This is a genomic window from Bradyrhizobium sp. USDA 3364, assembly GCF_054056355.1.
Map to the genome: position 1 here is coordinate 6,526,692 of NZ_JBSRYG010000002.1, position 18,563 is coordinate 6,545,254.

General features: G+C 65.3%; 16 protein-coding genes. 7 read left to right on the forward strand and 9 right to left on the reverse strand.

Going from position 1 to position 18,563, the window contains the following annotated elements; translation table 11 throughout:
- Positions 1–198: 198 nt before the first annotated feature.
- The 7 genes from fabD to gmk all read left to right on the forward strand — a co-directional run bounded on the left by fabD (position 199) and on the right by gmk (position 6,949).
- The gene (fabD, locus tag ACVILL_RS30450) at positions 199–1,152 is read left to right on the forward strand and encodes an ACP S-malonyltransferase (protein WP_456732433.1); all 954 of its coding nucleotides are present in this window, start codon (positions 199–201) and stop codon (positions 1,150–1,152) included.
- Between the two features lie 21 nt (positions 1,153–1,173).
- A complete protein-coding gene (fabG, locus tag ACVILL_RS30455; protein ID WP_024581467.1) occupies positions 1,174–1,911 on the forward strand; it encodes a 3-oxoacyl-[acyl-carrier-protein] reductase in 738 nt (245 codons plus the stop codon).
- A gap of 289 nt (positions 1,912–2,200) precedes the next feature.
- A complete protein-coding gene (locus ACVILL_RS30460) occupies positions 2,201–2,440 on the forward strand; it encodes an acyl carrier protein (protein WP_002716125.1) in 240 nt (79 codons plus the stop codon).
- Between the two features lie 96 nt (positions 2,441–2,536).
- Complete coding sequence (gene fabF / locus ACVILL_RS30465) at positions 2,537–3,802, forward strand: beta-ketoacyl-ACP synthase II (protein ID WP_456732434.1); 1,266 nt, start codon at positions 2,537–2,539, stop codon at positions 3,800–3,802.
- 127 nt (positions 3,803–3,929) lie between these two features.
- On the forward strand, positions 3,930–5,189 hold the full coding sequence (gene mltG / locus ACVILL_RS30470; protein WP_456732435.1) for an endolytic transglycosylase MltG: 1,260 nt from the start codon (positions 3,930–3,932) through the stop codon (positions 5,187–5,189).
- A gap of 215 nt (positions 5,190–5,404) precedes the next feature.
- On the forward strand, positions 5,405–6,292 hold the full coding sequence (locus ACVILL_RS30475; RefSeq protein WP_456732436.1) for a YicC/YloC family endoribonuclease: 888 nt from the start codon (positions 5,405–5,407) through the stop codon (positions 6,290–6,292).
- A 3-nt stretch (positions 6,293–6,295) separates the two neighbouring features.
- Positions 6,296–6,949 carry a guanylate kinase gene (gmk, locus tag ACVILL_RS30480; protein WP_456732437.1) on the forward strand — a complete coding sequence of 218 codons (654 nt, stop codon included), beginning with the start codon at positions 6,296–6,298 and terminating at the stop codon, positions 6,947–6,949.
- 52 nt (positions 6,950–7,001) lie between these two features.
- Here the strand turns inward: gmk and ACVILL_RS30485 are convergent, their stop codons facing one another.
- The 9 genes from ACVILL_RS30485 to lptF form a co-directional block, all read right to left on the reverse strand.
- The gene (locus ACVILL_RS30485; protein ID WP_456732438.1) at positions 7,002–8,084 is read right to left on the reverse strand and encodes a hypothetical protein; all 1,083 of its coding nucleotides are present in this window, start codon (positions 8,082–8,084) and stop codon (positions 7,002–7,004) included.
- Between the two features lie 227 nt (positions 8,085–8,311).
- Positions 8,312–9,520 carry an ABC transporter substrate-binding protein gene (locus ACVILL_RS30490; RefSeq protein ID WP_456732439.1) on the reverse strand — a complete coding sequence of 403 codons (1,209 nt, stop codon included), beginning with the start codon at positions 9,518–9,520 and terminating at the stop codon, positions 8,312–8,314.
- Positions 9,521–9,567: 47 nt separating this feature from the next.
- Positions 9,568–10,626: an alcohol dehydrogenase gene (locus ACVILL_RS30495; protein ID WP_456732440.1), complete on the reverse strand. Its 1,059-nt coding sequence runs from the start codon at positions 10,624–10,626 to the stop codon at positions 9,568–9,570.
- Between the two features lie 19 nt (positions 10,627–10,645).
- Positions 10,646–11,500, reverse strand: coding sequence for a 16S rRNA (adenine(1518)-N(6)/adenine(1519)-N(6))-dimethyltransferase RsmA (gene rsmA, locus ACVILL_RS30500; protein WP_456732441.1), 855 nt, complete (start codon positions 11,498–11,500; stop codon positions 10,646–10,648).
- The gene (gene pdxA, locus ACVILL_RS30505) at positions 11,501–12,502 is read right to left on the reverse strand and encodes a 4-hydroxythreonine-4-phosphate dehydrogenase PdxA (RefSeq protein ID WP_456732442.1); all 1,002 of its coding nucleotides are present in this window, start codon (positions 12,500–12,502) and stop codon (positions 11,501–11,503) included.
- 17 nt (positions 12,503–12,519) lie between these two features.
- Positions 12,520–13,467, reverse strand: coding sequence for a SurA N-terminal domain-containing protein (locus ACVILL_RS30510; protein WP_456732443.1), 948 nt, complete (start codon positions 13,465–13,467; stop codon positions 12,520–12,522).
- A gap of 87 nt (positions 13,468–13,554) precedes the next feature.
- On the reverse strand, positions 13,555–15,972 hold the full coding sequence (locus tag ACVILL_RS30515; protein ID WP_456732444.1) for an LPS-assembly protein LptD: 2,418 nt from the start codon (positions 15,970–15,972) through the stop codon (positions 13,555–13,557).
- A gap of 77 nt (positions 15,973–16,049) precedes the next feature.
- Entirely contained in the window at positions 16,050–17,147 is a 1,098-nt protein-coding gene (gene lptG / locus ACVILL_RS30520) for an LPS export ABC transporter permease LptG (protein ID WP_456732445.1), read from the reverse strand.
- Entirely contained in the window at positions 17,144–18,310 is a 1,167-nt protein-coding gene (lptF, locus tag ACVILL_RS30525) for an LPS export ABC transporter permease LptF (RefSeq protein WP_456732446.1), read from the reverse strand. Before lptF ends, lptG begins: the two co-directional genes overlap by 4 nt.
- Positions 18,311–18,563 lie beyond the last annotated feature (253 nt).

The window sequence follows — 18,563 nt, forward strand, 5'->3', positions numbered from 1 at the left end:
CGGCATCCCCAGGGGTTCCGCCGGCGCGGCTTGACAGCGCGCCCCCCATCAGTGTCTTACGGCCCGGTCCGAGGCCGGTTGCATGGCAGGGTCCGGACCCGCCGTGGCACGTTTCGCCCGGTGCGGATAACCGTTTTCCCCTGCGGCAGGCGCGCGGCGCCTGCGCGGAGATCACGCTCAACAAGGTAGGGATCGCCGATGACGGCAGCATTTACGTTTCCCGGGCAGGGCTCGCAGGCGGTTGGCATGGGCAAGGCCCTGGCCGACGCCTTTCCGGTTGCGAAGGCGGTGTTCGACGAGGTCGATGCCGCGCTGGGCGAGAAGCTGACCGCGATCATCTGGGATGGTCCGGGGGAGACGCTGCAACTCACCGAAAACGCCCAGCCGGCCCTGATGGCGGTCTCGATCGCCACCTTGCGCGTGCTCGAGAGCGAGGCCGGCTTCTCGGTCGGCCGCAACGCGGCGTTCGTGGCCGGGCACTCGCTCGGCGAGTATTCGGCGCTGGCCGCCGCCGGCAGCCTGTCCGTCAGCGACACCGCGCGGCTGCTGCGCACCCGCGGGCTCGCCATGCAGAAGGCGGTGCCGGTCGGTGCCGGCGCCATGGCCGCGCTGCTCGGCCTCGATTACGAGGCGGCGGTGGCGGTCGCCAACGAGGCGGCGCAGGGCCAGGTCTGCCAGGCCGCCAACGACAATGGCGGCGGACAGGTGGTGGTCTCCGGCGACAAGGCCGCGGTCGATCGCGCGGTCGAGATCGCCAAGACCAAGGGCGCCAAGCGCGCCATGCTGCTGCCGGTGTCGGCCCCGTTCCATTGCAAGCTGATGCAGCCGGCGGCCGATGCGATGGCGGCGGCGCTGTCCGGCGTCGCCATCAAGGCGCCCGCGGCGCCGCTGGTCTGCAACGTGCTGGCCTCCGCCATCTCGGATCCCGACGAGATCCGCCGCCGCCTGATCGAACAGGTCACGGGGACGGTTCGCTGGCGCGAGTCGGTTGCCTATATGGCAGGGCAGGGCGTGACGCGGTTCTTCGAGATCGGCGCCGGCAAGGTGCTGAGCGGCCTCGTCAAGCGCATTGCGGACGGCGCGGTCGGCGTGTCCGTCGGCGGCCCGAACGATATTGCTGCAGCCAAGGATGCGCTGGCAGCCTCGGCTTGAAGCAGCCGGAAGGAGAATTCGATGTTTGATCTGACTGGCAAGACGGCGCTCGTCACGGGCGCAACCGGCGGCATCGGCGGCGCGATCGCGCAGGCGCTGCATGCGCAGGGCGCGACGGTGGCGATCTCGGGCACGCGGCGCGAGGTGCTGGACGGCTTCGCGGCCAAGCTCGGCGAGCGGGTGCACGTGCTGCCGTGCAATCTCTCCAGCAAGGATGATGTCGAGGCGCTGGTGCCGGCAGCGGAAGCGGCGATGGGGCAGGTCGACATCCTGATCGCGAACGCCGGCATCACCCGCGACAATCTGTTCGTGCAGCTGCGCGACGAGGATTGGGACGACGTCATTGCGGTCAACCTGACCGCGACCTTCCGCCTCGCACGCGCCGCGACCAAATTGATGATGCGCAAGCGCTTCGGCCGCATCATCGCGATCACCTCGATCGTCGGCGTCACCGGCAATCCGGGGCAGGGCAACTACACCGCGTCGAAGGCCGGCATCATCGGCCTGATCAAGACACTGGGCGCCGAATACGCCAAGCGCGGCGTGACCGCCAACTGCATCGCGCCGGGCTTCATCAAGACGCCGATGACGGATGCGCTGAACGACAAGCAGCGCGAAACCATCCTGGCGAAGGTTCCTGCGGCGCGGCTCGGAACGCCCGAGGATATCGCTGCCGCGGCCGTCTATCTGGCCTCGAACGAGGCCGCCTACGTCACCGGACAGACGATTCACGTCAACGGCGGGATGGCTATGATTTGAGCTGTTTGCCGGTTCTCGCAATGCGGCGAAAAGCCGTTTTCGGGAGCCGGTTCAGGCGTGTAGTCAAGGCTTTGGAAGTATGGTAGCTGAACCCCCCGTGGATGGGCGAAGAACGCCATTGCAGGATTTTGAAACCCTGTATATTGGCGTGGCGACGCCTGCCGTTCGCCGGGGCTTTAGTCGGCTACGACCGGGCCGAATCAAGACTATGCGCGATTGAGTAATCGAGACGACCACGATGGCTCGTATCGTCTTGGGGTCGGGTCCAATGGAACAACGAGGTTGAACGATGAGTGAGATTGGCGAGCGGGTTAAGAAGATTGTGGTCGAGCACCTTGGTGTCGAACCCGAGAAGGTGGTCGATAGCGCTAGCTTCATCGATGACCTCGGCGCCGACAGCCTCGACACGGTCGAACTCGTGATGGCATTCGAAGAAGAGTTCGGTTGCGAGATTCCCGACGACGCGGCGGAGACGATTCTCACCGTCGGCGACGCGACCAAGTTTCTCGAGAAGAACGCGAAGAGCTGACGCCGATCGCGAAGTTGATGGGGCCGGACGGACCGCGATCGAGCGGTCCCCCGGCTTCTTACTATTAGCCGCGCATTGCTGGCCGGAGACGTAGAGATGAGACGAGTTGTCGTCACGGGGCTGGGCATGCTTACACCGCTCGGCTGCGGCGTTGACGCAACTTGGGCGCGCATCCTCGCCGGTGACAGCGGCGGCAAGAAGATCGACACGTTCGACGTGTCCGACCTGCCGAGCCAGGTCGCCTGCTACATCCCGCGCGGCGACGGCTCCAGCGGCACCTTCAATCCCGACCAGTGGATGGAGCCGAAGGACCAGCGCAAGGTCGACGACTTCATCCTCTACGCGATGTGCGCGGCCAGGCAGGCGCTCGACGATGCCAACTGGCATCCGACCTCCGATGAGGACCAGTTCGCCACCGGCACGATGATCGGCTCCGGCATCGGCGGCCTCACCGGCATTGCCGAAACCGCGGTGCTGCTGAAGGAGCGCGGACCGCGCAGGGTCTCGCCCTTCTTCATTCCGGGCCGCCTGATCAATCTGGCATCCGGCTACGTCTCGATCGAGCACGGCCTGAAGGGGCCCAATCATGCGGTGGTCACCGCGTGCTCGACCGGCGCGCATGCGGTCGGCGACGCGGCGCGGCTGATCGCGCTCGGCGACGCCGAGGTGATGGTCGCGGGCGGCGCCGAATCGCCGATCTCCCGCATCGGCATCGCCGGCTTCTGCGCGGCGCGTGCGCTGTCCACTGCCTTCAACGACACCCCGGAAAAGGCATCGCGGCCTTACGACAAGGATCGCGACGGCTTCGTGATGGGCGAGGGCGCCGGCATCCTCGTGCTCGAGGAATACGAGCATGCGAAGCGCCGCGGCGCGAAGATCTACGCCGAGGTCACCGGTTACGGCCTGTCGGGCGATGCGTTTCACATCACCTCGCCGCCGCCGGACGGCAATGGCGGCTTCCGCAGCATGACCATGGCGCTGAAGCGCGCCGGCCTCGCCGCATCCGACCTCGACTACATCAACGCGCACGGCACCTCGACGCAGGTCGGCGACGAGATCGAGCTCGGCGCGGTCGAGCGTCTGCTCGGCAACGCGGCCTCGAAGGTTTCGATGTCGTCGACCAAATCCGCGACCGGACATCTGCTCGGCGCCGCCGGTGCGATCGAGGCGATTTTCGCGGTTCTGGCGATTCGCGACAATGTGGTACCGCCGACCATCAATCTCGACAATCCGTCGGTGCAAACGGCGATCGATCTCGTGCCGCATACGTCGCGCAAGCGTGACGTCAATGTGGCGCTGTCCAATTCCTTCGGTTTCGGCGGCACAAACGCTTCCGTGATCGTGCAGCGCGTGACCAATTAGTAGGTCTTTAGAACTAGTCCACCGTTTTGCCGTATTCCGCGGTGACTCCTAATAGCGGGCGTATGCTATTGGCAGGGCAGGGGTTTGTCCGGCCACGATTCAACCGGCAGGATATTGGTTTGCATCGATGAGTGAGAGGCCGCCCATTTCACCGAGGAGTCCACGTGCCGCGCTGGAGCCGGAACAGGTTCCGCCGCCGCCCAAGCGCTCGGATCGCGCCCGTAATCCCTTCGTGATCGTCGGCAATGCGATCTTCACGATCCTGATCATCCTGATGATCGGCGCCGGAGCGACCTACTACTACGGCAAGCAGGCGCTGGAATCGCCGGGGCCGCTGCAGGAAGACAAGATCGTCAACATCCCCGCGCGCGCGGGCAAGCGCGACATCGCCGATGTGCTGTTGCGCGAGGGTGTGATCAACGTCAATCCGTGGGTCTTCATCGGCGGCGTGTTTGCGCTGAAGGCGAGCTCCGATCTGAAGCCCGGCGAATACTCGTTCCAGAAGAATGCGAGCCTGCGCGACGTCATCGCCACCATCGTCGACGGCAAGGTGGTGCAGCACGCCATCACCATCCCGGAAGGCCTGACCTCCGAGCAGATCGTGTCGCGGCTCTCCGACAACGACATCTTCACCGGCTCGGTGCGCGAAATCCCGCGCGAGGGCACGCTGCTGCCGGAGACCTACAAATTCCCGCGCGGCACCACGCGCGACCAGGTGATCCAGCGTTTGCAGCAGGCGCAGAAGCGCGTGCTCGCCGAGATCTGGGAACGCCGCAACACCGACACGCCGCTGAAGTCGCCGGACCAGCTGGTGACCCTGGCCTCGATCGTCGAGAAGGAAACCGGCCGCGCCGATGAGCGCAGCCGTGTCGCCGCGGTGTTCGTCAACCGCCTGCGCCAGAAGATGAAGCTGCAGTCCGATCCGACCATCATCTACGGACTGGTCGGCGGCAAGGGAACGCTGGGGCGCCCGATCAAGCGCAGCGAGATCACGCAGCCGTCACCCTACAACACCTATGTGATCGACGGCCTGCCGCCCGGACCGATCGCCAATCCCGGCCGCGCCTCGCTGGAGGCGACCGCCAACCCGGCGCGCACGCGCGACCTGTTCTTCGTGGCCGACGGAACCGGCGGCCACGCCTTCACCGAAACCTACGACCAGCACGCCAGGAACGTCGCCAAGCTGCGCGCCTCGGAAAAGCAGATCCAGAACGACACCGTCGAGCCCGCGGATGATCCGGCGCCTGCCGCCGCAGCCCCGGGCGGCACCGACAGCAATCCCACGGCGGCCACGCCGCCGAAGCCAACCAACCAAAAGAAGCCGCCGCGCGGCGGTCGCCAGGGCGCCGCCCAGCAGACCAATTCGCCGCCGGTCGTGCAGCGCTAAAGCGCGATGCGATCATCGCGCTCTAGCTTCCTGTTTGAGCATGATCTTTCGGAAAATCGTTCACCGCTTTTCCGGATCATTGCTTTAGCTCTGCGTTTTCCGAAGGTGGACGTAATTCCACTTTCACGGAATCCGTTTTAAGGTCGCCCCGGCTCCCCACGAGTCTCGCAGGCTCCGGGTGAGTCCCATATCCTTCTGTTGGAGAGTTTCACGCGATGGCGCTGTCGAGCATGACTGGCTTTGCCCGAAGCCATGGCGCAAGTGGTCCCTATACGTTCGAGTGGGAGCTGAAGTCGGTCAACGCCAAGGGCTTTGACCTGCGGCTGCGGTTGCCGCCGGGCTGGGACGAACTGGAAGCCCTGGCCAAGAAGCGCGCCGGCGAGCTGCTGTCGCGCGGCACCGTCTACGCCAATCTCAGCGTCAAGCGCACCGACGCGGCGCAGACCATCCGCATCAATGAGGACGTGCTCGCCGCCGTCGTGAAGGTTGCCGGCACGCTGGCGCAGCGGATCGACGCGGTGGCGCCGAGCATCGACGGACTGCTCGGCATCAAGGGCGTCATCGAGGTGGTCGAGCCCGAGAGCAACGAGGACGAGGACAAGGCGGCGCGCCAGGCTGCGGCGGTGGCCTTCGAGCAGGCGCTCGGCAGCCTCGTCGAGATGCGCCGCCGCGAGGGCGATGCGCTGGGCCAGATCCTGATGCAGCGGATGGACGAGATCGAGCGGCTCGCCAAGCGCGCCGAGGCGGCGCCCGGCCGCAAGCCCGAGGCGATCAAGGCTCGGCTTGCCGAGCAGATCGCAGCGCTGCTGGAAACCTCCGATCGCTTCGACGCCGACCGGCTGAGCCAGGAGGCGATCCTGATCGCCACCAAGGCCGATATCCGCGAGGAGCTCGACCGCATCGCCTCGCACGTCGCCCAGGTACGCGAGATGATCGGCAAGGGCGGCCCGGTCGGCCGGCGGCTCGACTTCCTCGCCCAGGAGTTCAACCGCGAGGTCAACACCTGCTGCTCGAAGTCGAACGACGTCGAGCTGACCAATACCGGGCTTGAAATGAAGAACGTGGTCGAGCAATTCCGCGAACAGGTCCAGAATCTGGAGTGAATGATGACGGCGCAGGGTTTTGACGGCGTTGAGCGGCGCGGACTGATGTTCGTCCTGTCGTCGCCCTCGGGCGCCGGCAAGACGACGCTGTCGCGCATGCTGATCGACCGCATGCCGGGGCTGAAAATGTCGGTGTCGGCGACCACGCGCTCGAAGCGGCCGGGCGAGGTCGAAGGCCGCGACTATTTCTTCGTCGACAAGACGAAGTTCGAGGCGATGGCCAAGCAGGGTGAGCTCCTGGAATGGGCCACCGTGTTCGACAACCGCTACGGCACGCCGCGCGCGCCGGTCGAGGCTGCGCTCGCGGCCGGCGAGGACGTGCTGTTCGACATCGACTGGCAGGGCACCCAGCAGTTGCGCGAGAAGGCCCGCGCCGACGTGGTCAGCGTCTTCATCCTGCCGCCGTCAGCCGCCGATCTCGAGAAGCGGCTGCACACCCGTGCGCAGGATTCGGAGGAGGTCATCCGCGGGCGGATGAACCGCGCCACCCACGAGCTGAGCCATTGGGCGGAATACGACTACATCGTCGTCAACCAGAACGTCGACCACGCGTTTGCGGAAGTGCAGTCGATCCTGAAAGCCGAGCGCTTAAAGCGTGAGCGCCGCACCGGCCTCACCGAATTCGTGCGCGGCCTGCAGCGTCAGCTCGAGAAGTAGCGCCCCGCGATGTGATGCGATCGCCGGGATCGCATCACATCTCATTCCCGGTCTAGTTCGCCGCGCTGCGCGCCAGCCGCTGCAGCATCGCGGCGATCTGCTGGTTGTCCTGATTGGTTTGTTCCGGCGTGCGCGCAGTCTGGCGGCGGGGCGCCGGCGGTTCGGCGCGCCGCGGAACAGATGTCTCGGCGGTGCGGCGCGGAACCGGCGTCTCTGCACGGCGCGGGGTTACCTCCGACAGACGCAGCGGACGGTCGCGGCTGACGACGGACATCGGCGGCGCCGGTTCGGTGTGCAGAGAAGCCCAGGGCGCGCGCCACTCGTCGTTGATCTGGTAGGGTGGCGTCCGCGTGCGCGTCAGCCCGAACACCAGCGCGCTGACGAGGCCGGCCAGCGCCAAAGCGCCGACCATCACGATCAGCAGCATCTGTGTCGAGGACGGTGACTTCTCCGCGGGCGTCTCGGCTGTGGCGGACGCGGCAGGTGCCGGCGCGGCCGCCTGTTGCTGTGTCGCATCGGCCTGCGCGACCATGGTCGGCTGGTCTGTCGCGTGCCGGGTTCCGTTGGTTCCGGCCATGCTCGATGAATCCAGCCACCTGGCGTTCACCTCGGATGATTGGGCGTTCGCGCCGGCGGGCGCGGCTGACGCCGCCGGATCGCTTGTCGCTGCCGTGGCGTTGGGCTGACCGGCATCGGGGCTTGCGATTGGCGCGGCCGCGGCCTGCGGCGAGGGCCACTCGGCATGGGCATCGGCGACCGATTTGCGCATCGCCGGCGGCGGCGTTGTCGTCGGAGCCGACTGGCTCTGCGGCGGCGTTGCGTCGGCTGTCGCGGTATCCGGCGCGGCCGCAGGCTGTTGCTGCGCAGTGGCGGTCTTGGCGACAACCTTGTTCTTGGCGTCACCGAGGTACCAGCACTTCTTCTGGGTGCTGCGGTCGAGATGATAGAACCAGTGGCTTCCCGCAGGCGCGGTTCCCTTCGGCGCGGACTGACAGGTGTCGGCCGTCTTGGTGCCCGCCGCCGTACCGGTGCTCGCCGTATTGGCGGCGTTCTGGGCCATGGCGCCGAAGTTGGCGCCGGCCATGATGCTGGCGGCGGCGAGCGCCGCAGCGAATTTCGCTGAACGATTTGACATACACGTCCCCGGTATTTCTTTTTTTACGCAAACGCTGGTGAAACCAATCTCGGCAAAGAGTTGGGTCGCAATGCGCCGCAAATCCGGAACGGATAGGGCTTAATTGGGGCTCGCCGCGTGTCGCAATTGCGGCGGGCCGGAGACCGAGGAGCCGATGGCCTGGCCGCGCGTAGCGCCCCGGATTGCAAAGCGCGCGGCGACGCAAAGTTCCGGCAACGCGCGAACGTTCAGTTGCTTTCGAGCACGTCGCTGAACAGCACGTAGCGCTGGCCGTTGAAGCGGACCAGGCGCATTTGCTTGATCGGCCGCAGGTCGGTCGGCGAGGTCCGCAGGCGGATGCCGGGCAGCAGCAGCGGCAGTTCCATGTCGAGATGCGAGGCCTGCTTCATGACGTTCTCGCGCGTCAGGTCGTTGCCGCACTGCTTGAGGATCTGCACGACTGCGTAGCCGATGTTGTAGCCGTAGGGTGCGTAATAGTCGCTCTTGTCGACGTGCTGGTTGTACTTGTCCATCCAGACGTTCCACGCCTGCATCGCCGGATCATCCTTCCACTGCGGATCGGCAGGGTCTTTCTGATAGGCCGCGGAGATCACGCCCTTGGCAGCCTCGAAGCCCGCAGGACGGATCGCGCCCGCGATCGAGGAGCCGACGCTGGAGAGGAACTCCTGCGGGTGCCAGTCGATGTCGTAGGCCTTGCGGATGGCTTGCGCCGCGAATTTCGGCACCGCGGCGATGAACAGCGCGTTGGCGCCCGCGGCCTTCAGCGACACGATCTGCGAATCCACGGTGGGATCGCTGGTGTTGTAGGCCTGTTGTGACACGATCATCGATGCAGCCTTGTCGCCGAGCCCGCGCTTGAAGCCCAGCACGTAGTCGCGGCCGAGATCGTCGTTCTGCGCGAGGATGCCGATCCTGGCGTCCGGCAGCGTCGACAGGATGTACCTGGCGTAGATCTCGCCCTCGGACGCGTAATGCGGCGTCCAGCTCATCGTCCACGGATAATGCTCGGGATCGTTGAAGATCGTAGCGCCTGATCCGACGAACAGATGCGGCACCTGCTTCTGGTTGACGTATTTGACCACCGCCATGTTGGGTGCGGTGCCGACCGGGTTGACGAGGAACAGCACCTCGTCGCTCTCGATCAGGCGGCGGATCTGCTCGACCGTCTTGGGCGGGCTGTAGGCATCATCGAGGCTGATGAAGTTGATCTTGCGGCCATTGACGCCGCCCTGATCGTTGATCATCGCGAAATAGGCGGTGATCGAGATCGCGCCGGCCGAATAGGCCGACGCCGGACCGCTATAGGGCGTCGTGGTGCCGATCTTGATGTCACTGTCGGTGACGCCGGGCCCGTAATGCTTTTGCGCAAAGGCCGGCGTCGCGGCGAGGGCGAGCGCGAGCGCCGCCCATGCCTGGATCGTCGAACGTATCCTCATTCGCGTCCTCTCCCATTTGGTCGGGCGAGGCCGGCGGGACGTGCTTGCTAGTTCTTCAGAACGATACGTCCCACCACCTTGCCGGCGCGCAACTCGTCGATCCATTTCTGGACGTCGGCCATTGGCTCTTCCTTCATCGGCGTCGGCTTGATCTTGCCGGCGCGGGCGAGCGCCATCAGCTCCTGGCCTTCGGCCAGCGTGCCCACCATGAAGCCTTCGATGGTCATGCGCTTGTAGACCCATTGCACCATCGGCAGCGTGAACTGGCCGCCCATCAGGCCGGACACCACGATCTTGCCGCCGCGTGCGACGGTCGGCACCGCAAACGCCATCGACTTCTCGTTGCCGGCGAAATCGACCACGCCGTCGAAACCGCCGTCGCTTTCCTTCAGCATGCGCTTGACGACGTCAGGCTCCGCGGGATCGTAGGCGGCGGCCGCGCCGTTCTTCAGCGCGGTCTCGCGCGCCGCGGGGCTGAGATCGGCAACCGTGATCGGCTGCTTGAACATCGCCTGCGCGAACGACAGGCCCATCATGCCGACGCCGCCGAGCCCGATCAGCAGCAGATTGCGCTGGCGCGGACGGTCGACCAGGCGCTTCAGCGCGCCGTAGGCCGTCACGCCGGAGCACATCAACGTGGCCGCCTGGTTGACCGGCAGCGGATCGTAATCGAGCAGGTATTTTGCGTCGGGCACCAGCACATGGGTGGCGAAGCCGCCGTCGATCGAGACGCCGAGGAAGCGCTGCTTGACGCAGAGGTTTTCGTCGCCGGCGAGACAGTCGCGGCACTGGCCGCAGCCGATCCAGGGGAAGACCGCCTTCTTGGTTCCGACCAGATCCTTCGGCGCATCGGGGCCGACCTCGTCGACCACGCCCGCGATCTCGTGGCCGAGCGTGAAGGGCAGGGTCATGCCGCGGGTGGTGTCGAGCTTCTTGCCGCCGCCGAGATCGGCGTAACCGTCCTGGATGTGGAGATCGGAATGGCACAGGCCGCAGCGCTCGATGCGCACCAGCACTTCGCGTCCCTGGGGCTTCGGCGTGTCGACGATGGTTTCGCACAGCGGTGCATCGAATTTGACGAGGGATTGGCGAACCATACGCGCCATTACGTTTTCTCCTGTTGTTCTATTTTGTGGACCGTATATCGGCCAATTCACGCGCCATGGCAACAAAGCCCGAAACCGGAATGGTTTCGGCGCGCCGCGTCGCGTCGATATCGGCTGCGGCGGCAAGCCGCGCCGGATCGACTGAGAGCGATTTCAGGCTCTGGCGCAGCATCTTGCGGCGCTGGCCGAAGGCGGCGGCCGCGACCTGCTCGAGCATGCGGCGGTCGCACGGCTTGGGCGCGGCACGCGGTATCAATCGTACCACCGAGGACGTGACCTTCGGTTGCGGCACGAAGGCTGCGGGCGAAATGTCGAACAGGATCTTGGTCTCGGCGCGCCAGTTGGCGAGCACCGCGAGCCGGCCATACGCCTCCTCGTCCTCATGGGCGACGATGCGCTCGGCGACCTCGCGCTGGAACATCAGCACCATGGTGTCGTACCAGGGCGGCCACGGCTCGATCGACAGCCAGTCGACCAAGAGCTGGGTTGCGATGTTGTAGGGCAGGTTGGCGACGATCTTGGCCTTGCCGCCATCAAGCAGGGGACGCGGGTCGAAGCGCTGCGCATCGCCATGCACGATCTCGATGCGGCCGGGATAGCGCTTGACGATGTAGTCGAGCGCGGCAAGCGCGCGCTCGTCACGTTCGATCGCGATCACGCGCTTGGCGCCCATCGCAAGCAGTGCGCGCGTCAGTCCGCCGGGGCCGGGCCCGACCTCGATCACGGTGCAGTCTTCCAGCGGACCCGCGGCGCGCGCAATGCGCGCCGTGAGATTGAGATCGAGCAGAAAGTTCTGGCCGAGCGATTTGCGCGCCGACAGCGAATGCTCGCGAATGATGTCGCGCAGCGGCGGCAGATCGTCGATCGTACTCACCTAGCTCGATGCCGCGGCCATGCGCGCGGCGAGCCGCAGCGCGGCGACCAGGCTCGAGGGATTGGCCTTGCCGGTGCCGGCAATATCGAACGCGGTGCCGTGATCGGGCGACGTGCGGATGAAGGGCAGGCCGAGCGTGACGTTGACCGCGTCCTCAAACGCGACGGTCTTGATCGGGATCAGCGCCTGGTCGTGATACATGCAGATCGCGCAGTCATAGGTCTCGCGCGCAGCGGCGTGGAACATGGTGTCGGCCGGCAGCGGGCCGCGGGCGGCGATGCCTTCGCGGCGCAGGATATCGACCGCGGGCGCGACGGTCTCGACGTCTTCCATGCCGAGCGTGCCGTCTTCGCCGGCATGCGGGTTGAGGCCGGCAATGGCGAGCCGCGGCGCCGCGAGACCGAACCGCGCCTTCATGTCCGCGACCACGATCCGCGCGGTCGACACGATCAGGTCGGTCGTCAATTGCGCCAGCGCCTCGCGCACCGACACGTGGATCGTGACCGGAACGACGGCGAGCGCCGGCGACCACAGCATCATCACCGGCTGCGGCGCGTGCCCGCCGCGGGCGGCAAGCTCGGCGAGGAACTCGGTGTGGCCGGGATGACGGAAGCCGGCGCGGTACAGCACGTTCTTGGCGATCGGATTGGTGACGACGGCGGCGGCCTTGCCGGAGGCGACGTCGGCGACGGCCTGGCGGATCGACGCCAGCGCCGCATCGGCACTGGTTCCGTCAGGCTTGCCCGGACGCGCCGTCGCCGCCTTGCCGGTCGCAATGACGGGGAGGGCGCGTGCAAATGCTGCGGATGCTTCCTCGGCGCTGACTTCGGCGAACTCGACGGCGAGGCCCAGGGTCTTCGCGCGTTCGGCAAGGGCGGCGCGGTCACCGAGCAGATAGAACGGCGGGAGATCGAGTTCGCGGCGCCGCAGCCATGCGGCGAGCGTGATGTCGGGGCCGATGCCTGCGGGCTCGCCGGATGTCAGTGCGAGGGGTTGAGCCATGCGTCAACGATAGTCGATCATCGCCCGCCTGGGTATTCGATCATCGCGGCTTTTCGGACGTCCTGCAGGTAGGCCTTCGACTTCGCCTCGTACTTCTGCACGTACATCTTCTCCCGCATCTCACGCTTCTTCGGCGTGTCGACGGTGGTTGCCTTCCGGCCGCAGAGGGCGACCATTTCGATGCCCTGCTTGGTGACCTCGGGAGGGGTGAGGTGGCCGACCGGGGTCTTGTCCAGGATGTCGCGCAGCGACTGCGGCAGGTCGGCCGATGTCTTGACGACGATTTCGCGGATCGCGGCGTTGCGCATCGCCTTGAAGAAGGTGTTGGCCTCGTCGCAGCTGGTCACGCGCTCGCGCAGCTGGTCGGCTTCCTTGCGGCGTCCCTCGAATTCCGACTGCGGCGCGCCGCGGGGCACGATCAGGACGAACGGCTGCATACGGTATTCGAACGCCTCGGCGTCGGGGGCGTCACCGGTCTCCTTGACCGCGGTGGCGACGTCCTTTTCGCCGACCTGCAGGCTCTCCTTGAAGCGGCCGCGGACCAGGCTGGTCCAGACCATGTCGGCCCTGATGCGCTGCTTCAGCGTGTCCGGGCGGATGCCTTTGCCCTCCAGCACCTTGGTGAGCTGGTCGCCCGAAAGCCGCATCCGCTGCGCCATGCCGCCGAAAGACTGATCGATATCGCCGGCGGAGGGATCAACGCCGAACTTCTTGGCTTCCTTGATCTTCAGCTTCTCGTCGATCAACTCGTCGAGAACGGTCTTCCGATCGGGGGTCTTGCCGCCAGTCAGGGCGTTCAGCTTCGAGCGCTGCTCGATGTCGTAATTGGTGATGGGTTCGCCATTGACCATCACGGCGATGGTCTGGGCGTGCAGTCGCGCACCGCTCCCGAGCAGGAGGAAAAGAGCCAGCAGGGAACTCAACACTAGCGAATGGCGGCGTGTTGGCAGGCTAGCGGTCGTCATGATGGTCATGTCAGTCGTTTAAACCAATCCAAGCCGGGGCCCACAGGCCCACGGGCAATACAAGCCCCCCTGGCAGAACTCCGTTCGCTACTGCATGCCAGCCGAACTGCTGGTCGTGGAGGTCTGAGCGATCGTCCGCAGCCCGATCTGGAACATGATCGCGTGGCTGAGGACGGGCGGCTGCGAACCGGCCTGATAGGTATAGGACGTGACATAGTTGGCGGCCAGCACGAAGCAGTCGTCCACATAGCCCGCGCCGAAGGCATACTGGTTGATCTTGTTCGCTTCAAGATCCCAGCGCGCTGCGCCCTGGACCACCCAGTTCGACGCCACCTTGACCGAGCCGCTGGTGAGGATGCCCTCGCGGCGCGTCAGGTAGCCGAGTTCCGGCTGCGCGGCATAGTCGCCATACGTCACGGCCACCGACCAGCGGTCGAAATTCGCGCTTGCCGTGGCCTCGAACCGGTTGATGTTCCAGGTCGCCTCGTCCATCCGCGAGCGGACGCTGAACGTATAGGTGCGGTTGGGCGAATAGGCGAGGCTCGCGACATAATCCGAGCGCGGATTCTGCAGGCCTGAGTCGACGCCGGTGTTGGTGACGTCGGCGACCGCGAACGAGTTCAGGCCGAACATCTGGTAGGACTGTCCGAACATCGCCTTGATGCTGCCGCCGCGATCGAACTGCGTGGTGGCCTGCACGCCGACATTGGCGCGGCCGCCGCCTTCGACGCGGTCGTAGCCGGAGAATTTGTCGACCGCGAACAGGTTCGAGGTGTCGAACACCAGGCTCTGCGCGTCCTCGTTCGGCAGCCTGCCGGCGTCGGGCTCGTTGGGCCGGATGATGACCTGCGCGATCGGCTCGACGGTCGTCGTGCCCCACGGCTGCACGTTGATGAAGGGGTAGCGGTATTCGAAGCCGACGGTCGGCATTAGTCGAACCGTCTGGGTGTCGCCGACCGGCAGGAAGTTGGAAACGCCCGGCTGGTTCGAGATGTCGGCGTTGATGGCATCGGCGCGGACGCTGGCGAACGGCGTCCAGATCTGGCCGAGCGGGTCGGTATAGGATTTGCGCCACTGCGCCTCGGCCGTCAGCCTCGTGTAGGTGCCCGGCATGCCGCGCAGCAGGCACTGCGAGGGCGTGCGCGCCAACGGATCGGCCGATGTGGTCAAGCACAGGCCGTTGGTGTTGGCGGTCGTCGTGATCGGGTCGAACACCGCGGTCTCGCGGTTCAGGTTGACGAAGTTCAGCTTGTAGCTGAGCTCGCCACCCAGGATGTTGCTGTTGATCACGTTGTTGTAGTCGATCACGGGCGCGACCACGGGCACCTGGTTCTGGTTACCCGAGTAGCTCAGATAGTAGATCGCGCGCGCGTCGAAGAAGCTGCGGTTGCCGACACCGGTCAGATAGAGCTGCGAGATCGCCTCGGTCGGCAGCGACAGGAACGATCCGAACGGATCCTTGTACTGGGCGAGCCGATAGTCGGACATGAAGAAGTAGTCGGACAGCAGGACGCCGTCCCAGCCCCAGACCCATTTGTCGTTCAGCGCGAACTGACCCTTGGTGTCGATGCCCCAGCGGAATTGACGGTCGCCCGGCTGGCCCTTGAAGGCGTCCTGATCGAGCTGGTCGATGCCGTACAACCGGATCTGATAGGAGCCGTCCGCCAGACGCTGGCGGAACTCGGTCTGCAGCAGCACGCCCTGCTTGGACGTGATGCGCGGATTGAAGGTCGCGTCCATGTCAGGCGCGATCGCCCAGTAATAGGGAATTTCGACGCCGTAGCCGAACGCCGTGTACGAGGTGAAGCCCGGCATCAGGAAGCCGCTCTTCCGCTTCACGGTCGGATCGGGCGTCGAGAAGTAGGGCAGATACGCCATCGGAACGCCGAAGAATTCGAGTTGGGCGTTCTCGAAATAGAGCATCTTCTCGGTCTGGTTATGGATGATGCGCGCGCCCTTGACCTGCCAGAGCGGCGGCTTCTTCGGATCATCCTTACAGGGCGCGCAGGCGGTATAAACGCCGTTGTCGAACACCGTGTAATTGCCGCTCGACCGATCGGCGCGAGTCGCCGCCATGCGGGTCTGGTCTTCGGTATCGACGCGCAGCGAATCGACGAAACCGTCGCGGTAGTCGTCGCTGAGATCCATGATGTTGGCGTAGGTGATCTTGCCTTCCGCATCGGTCATGCGGATGTTGCCTTCGGCATGAAGACGCTTGGTCTTCTGGTCGTAGATGACCCTGTCGGCCTCGACGCTGGTGCCGTTGTAGAACATCTGGACGTTGCCGACGGCCGAGATGCGCGAGTTGTTGTAGTCGTAGTCGACCTCGGTCGCCTGAACGAGCATCTGCCCGTCATTCTTGGCCGGCGGGCGGACCGGCTTCGGCGGACGCGGATTGTAGGTGAACGCCTGCGCGGCGGCCGGCGTCGACGCGACGACGTCGAGTGCGCTGACCACAATGAACGCGGTGAGGAGAGCAGAAATCGAGACGCCAAACGCGGCCATGCGGCTCCGTTGACGGCGCAGGGCACTGCGCCGCCTGAGAGCAGGCGACCTCAACTGGCGGGCGGCGACACTAGCCACTACCCGTCCTCCTGGTACAGCAAGGCTAAGAAACCGGTGAGGCTACCCACAACGACAGGCAACCACGCCGCAGCGATGGGATGCATCAACTCAGCCTTGCTCAAATCTTCAGTTACTTTCGAAAGCACGTAGAGCAGAAAGCCTGCGCCCACGCCACTCAAAACCATCTTCTGCACGCCGCCCATCCGAAAGAAGCGCAGGCTCACAGAAGCCGCCAACATCACCATCGCAGCCAGCAAAAACGGCTGTGCGATGAGCTTGTGATACTGCAACCGATAGCCGGCCGTCGCGAACCCTGAGCTCTCCGACGAGCGGATGTAGTTCGGCAGTTGCCAAAAGGACACAGTTTCGGGAGTGGAGAAACTGTTGCGCACCTGTGCCGGGGTAAGGGTGGTGGTCAGATAGAAGGTGTCTTGGTCCACCGGAGCCTTGTCGAGGGTGTATCGGCGTACTCCGGAGAACACCCAGCGGCCTTCTTCGAGCACCGCTTCGCGGGCTTCGATTCGTTCCTTGAACTGCAGCGCCGTATCGAATCGGAACACCGTGAGGCCGGTCAGCCGGACGCCCTGCTGTTCGCTGCGGGCCGCATTGATGATGGCCTGACCTTCATCGTTGATCTGGTTGAGCCAGAAGCCCGAGGCGTCCTGGATGCCGCCGCCCGGCGCGGAGCCGAACAGCTCGGCCTCCATCCGCTTGGAGAGCTCGCGCAGATTGGCCGACACCGGATTGTAGGCCGTGGTCGCAAAGATGCCGAGCACGATCGCGCTGGCCAGCGCCGGCGAGATGAATTGCCAGGCCGAGACGCCGGCGGCGCGCGCCACCACGAGTTCGAGCCGCCGCGACAGCGCGAGATAGCAGGTCATCGCGCCGATCAGCACGCAGAACGGCATCAGCTTCTCGAGCAGTTGCGGCACGCGGAACAGCGAGGTCTCGGCGACGGTGATGGCGGAGGCGCCGACCAGGCCGGACGTCTTGCGCACCATCTCGATGTAGTCGACCAGCACGAGCAGCACGAAGATGCCCGCGAACACGCCCACCGCCGCGATCACGAAGCGGCCGGCGAAGTAACGCCCGAGCGTGTTTGTGACCATGCTCATGCGGTTGCCGGCCTCCGGAAGAGGCGCGCAAAGCGCTCGTTGTTCCTGTTGATGGCTTCCATCAGCCGCGGCGGCGGTTCGACGACCACGCCGCCGATGATCATCCAGAGTCCGATGCCGATGCCGGCGAACAGCATCAGATATTGCACCAGTGCTGCGATCGGCGTCTTCACCGCCATCACCGAGCAGGCGAATCCGACCATGCGCAGGCCGAACACCGCGAACACCGAGCCGCCGATCGAGAAATTGCGGCTTTGGCGCGTGGTGCGCGGCGCGCCGAGGAAGGCAAAGGTGAGGGCCGCGAACGCAAACGGATAGATCGGCGCCATGAAGCGATCATGCAGCTCCGCGAAGAACTGGCCGGACAGCTGCTGATAGGTCGGATCGTTCTCGTCCGGCCATATCAGCTCCCAGAGGTAACGCTCGCGAATTCCGAGGGTGACGTCGCGGCCCTGCGAGAATTTCGACATGTCGAAGGCGTAGCGCTGAAACACCACCAGCGTCGGATCGCGCTTGCCGGCTTCGAATCGCTCGAGATTGCCGTCCTCCAGCACCAGATACGAGCCGCTCTCGTTCTTCAGCACGGTGCCGTGGTCGGCGATGATGGTGACGCGCTGCTGCGGATCGCGCCGATCGTCGACGAAAACGCCGCCGAGCACGCCGCCCGGCTGGCGCTCGCGGATGCGAATCGTCAGGTTCTGGTCGAGCTGGGCGAAGCGGCCGGGCTGCAGGATGTTGGTCAGCACGTCGGCCGTGATCTCGGCATCCCACTGCTTGATTCGGCGCATGCCGTCGGGGGCAAGATAGGCGCCGATGAAGGCGACCAGCGCCGCCACCACGCAGGTGGCGTAGAAGAACGGGTAGAACAGCCGGAACGGCGAGAACCCGGCCGCGTTCATCACGATGATCTCGGAATCGGTCGCGAGCTTGTTCAGCGTGTGGGAGATCGCGATCATCAGCGCGATCGGCGCGATGATCAGGATCAGGGCCGGAATCACGAGGCCGGTGATGCCGAGGAAGGTGAGGATGGTCTGACCCTGGCTCGTCATCAGGTCGATGCCGCGCAACGCCTGCGTAATCCAGATCACGCCGGTGAGGCTGACCAGGACAAGCGCAAACGACGCCAGCGTCGTTTTGAAGATGTACTTGTCGATCGACCCCATCGCTACCGCACGGCCCCCAAAACCCCCAGCACGCAACCAGACGCACGGCTTTCGACCAACCCCGTCAACCCGGGTTCCCCTATGGTCGAGCCGCGGACCCGTCCGGCTCACTCTCTATCCGCTCTCTCACTAGCATCCCTTTGATCCGTCAACAAAATGGCCGAGCCAAGGCACGCTTAATTTATGGTTAATTATTCGCTTTTGTGACCTTCCGGCCACTCCGGCGCTTGGCAGCGGCGCGGCCGACAGGTCA